This is a genomic window from Polynucleobacter sp. 35-46-11 (assembly GCF_002281105.1).
This window is the reverse complement of the sequence record NZ_NCFJ01000347.1, coordinates 1-2,728: the sequence shown is the minus strand read 5'-3', so window position 1 is coordinate 2,728 and position 2,728 is coordinate 1. Positions and strand designations below refer to the sequence as shown.

The following is a 2,728-nucleotide window of genomic DNA, read 5'->3' as shown; positions in this document are numbered from 1 at the left end:
GATATCGGTAATCTCGAGTTCGCCACGTGCACTAGGTTTAATAGAAGAGGCGATATCACAGACTTGATTGTCATAAAAATAGAGTCCTGTAACCGCATAACTACTTCTTGGCTGAAGCGGCTTTTCTTCAATCGAGAGTGCTTTGTAGTCCTTATCAAATTCCACCACGCCATATCGCTCTGGATCATTTACATGGTAGGCAAAAACAGTCGCACCACAAGTACGTGCATGAGCGCTATCAAGCTGATCAACCAACTCATGACCATAAAAAATATTGTCACCAAGAACTAAAGCGCTTGGGTTATTGCCAACGAAGTTTTTACCTAAAGTGAATGCTTGCGCCAAGCCATCCGGAGAAGGTTGAACGCAATACTCAATATTGAGACCCCACTGAGAACCATCACCTAATAACTCGGCAAAGCGTGGAGTGTCATGTGGCGTGGAAATCAAAAGGATGTCACGAATACCTGCAAGCATTAAGGTTGTTAATGGGTAATAAACCATTGGTTTGTCATATACGGGCATAAGCTGCTTAGAAACAGCCTGAGTAACAGGGTACAAACGGGTACCTGACCCCCCTGCCAAAATAATTCCTTTGCGATTAGTCGCCATTGCAATCCCAATATATTTAAATCAATTTATCGCGAGCCAGCTTCAATACATACTCACGCGCCATAGCTTCCCATGCCGGAAACTCGAAAGCATCACTGACATGATTATAAGAGTTGGAAGTATCAATAGGCGTTTTAGCCAAAGCAAGTCGTAATTTATCAGTAGACATCCTTGAATTCATGGGTCTTGGGGTCGGCAAGGGGTATTCCATCGCAAGAATAGGTTTAATGGCGCTTGGATTGACCTTGAGGGTTACACCAGCATCGAGTGCTGACTGCACAACTAAACATGCCAAGCCATACCAAGTGGTCTCTCCTGCAGGAACGGCATGATAGATGCCCGACGAGAATTTTCTTAAGAAAAATTGCTCATCCATAGCTAAATTTAAACTCACTTTTGCCAACCACTGAGCACTTGTCGGCACACCAAATTGGTCATGAATAATCTTTAACTCTTCACGCTCTTTAGCCAAACGCAAAATCGTGCGAATGAAATTACCACCCTCACCATACACCCAGCTAGTTCTAAAAATTGCGTATTGGCCATTGCCTTTAACAGTAGCAAAAACTTGGGCTATTACCTCTTCACCTGCAGCCTTACTTTTGCCGTAAACCCCCAAGGGATTGCGTATATCGTCCTCTAAATAGTAGCCGTATTTCTCACCATCAAAGACATAATCAGTCGAGTAGTGCAATAGGGTGGCGCCATGTTCTGCAGCATATTGAGCCATGATCTCCGGGGCTCTCGCATTGATCGCAAAAGCCAAATCGGATTCCATCTCCGCCTTATCAACAGCCGTATAAGCAGCAGCATTAATAATGAGCTGAGGCTGAAATTGATCAAGCAATCGACTTAACTTCTCTGCATCAGCAAGATCGCAATTAAAACGTTCGATGTATTGAATCACTGGCATCACTGGCATCGCTGGCAAAGCCGCAGAAAAGAGATCGAATGTCTCTTGAAAGGCTTTTCCCAATTGGCCATCCTTGCCAAATACGAGGATCTTCATTTGCTCTTTAGTTGTAGTGCTTAGAAAGCCAGTCACGATAAGAGCCACTGACTACACCCTCAATCCAAACAGGATTATCCAAATACCATTGCACAGTTTTACGAATTCCAGTATCGAAAGTTTCAGCTGGACGCCAACCCAGATCTCGCTCTACCTTGCTAGCATCAATCGCATAACGTCGGTCATGTCCCGGACGATCTTTAACGAAAGTGATTTGATCCGCATAGGATTTACCATCGCCACGTGGCTTGAGCTCATCCAAAATACTGCAAATAGTTTTGACTACATCGATATTAGCCTTTTCATTCCAGCCGCCAATGTTGTAAGTCTCGCCTAATTTTCCATTAGCTAGCACCTCACGAATTGCCGAGCAATGATCGCCAACATATAACCAATCCCGAATTTGCTGCCCATCACCATAGATTGGCAAAGGCTTGCTGTTAAATGCATTCAGAATGACTAATGGAATCAACTTCTCTGGGAAGTGATAAGGGCCATAGTTATTAGAGCAGTTGGTAGTTAGGACTGGGAATCCATAGGTATGAAACCAGGCGCGCACCAAATGATCGGATGCCGCTTTAGAGGCAGAGTATGGGCTATTAGGCTCATAAGGATTGGTTTCGGTAAACGCAGGGTCACTAGCCGAGAGAGATCCATACACCTCATCAGTAGAGACATGATGAAAGCGGAATGCCTTCTTGCTGGAGTCATCCAGGCTATTCCAGTACTCACGCGCAGATTCCAATAGATTGAAGGTGCCCACAATATTGGTAGTAACAAACTCAGCCGGTCCATGAATCGAGCGATCCACATGGCTCTCAGCAGCAAAATTGATAATGGCACGTGGCTGATGTTCATTTAATAACTTGCTAACTAAATCTTTATCACCAATGTCGCCATGAACAAAAATATGACGAGGATCACTTTTGAGGGATTCAAGAGTAGCGAGATTTCCAGCATAGGTTAGTTTATCTAGATTAACGATGCCTTCAGCATTTGGATTGCTAAGCCAATCTAGAACAAAATTACCGCCAATAAAACCCGCACCACCAGTTACTAGAATCATGATTTCACCAAAAATATCAATGGGTGGATTTTATTAGACAT

3 protein-coding genes are annotated in these 2,728 nt (G+C 43.8%); all 3 read right to left on the bottom strand.

The features are described from left to right. On the bottom strand, positions 1-612 hold a 612-nt coding region (gene rfbA / locus B7Y67_RS14680; protein ID WP_293599279.1), incomplete at its 3' end, for a glucose-1-phosphate thymidylyltransferase RfbA. A 16-nt stretch (positions 613-628) separates the two neighbouring features. Beyond that, on the bottom strand, positions 629-1,621 hold the full coding sequence (gene rfbD / locus B7Y67_RS14675) for a dTDP-4-dehydrorhamnose reductase (protein ID WP_293599278.1): 993 nt from the start codon (positions 1,619-1,621) through the stop codon (positions 629-631). A gap of 7 nt (positions 1,622-1,628) precedes the next feature. Continuing rightward, positions 1,629-2,687 carry a dTDP-glucose 4,6-dehydratase gene (rfbB, locus tag B7Y67_RS14670; protein WP_293599277.1) on the bottom strand — a complete coding sequence of 353 codons (1,059 nt, stop codon included), beginning with the start codon at positions 2,685-2,687 and terminating at the stop codon, positions 1,629-1,631. Positions 2,688-2,728 lie beyond the last annotated feature (41 nt).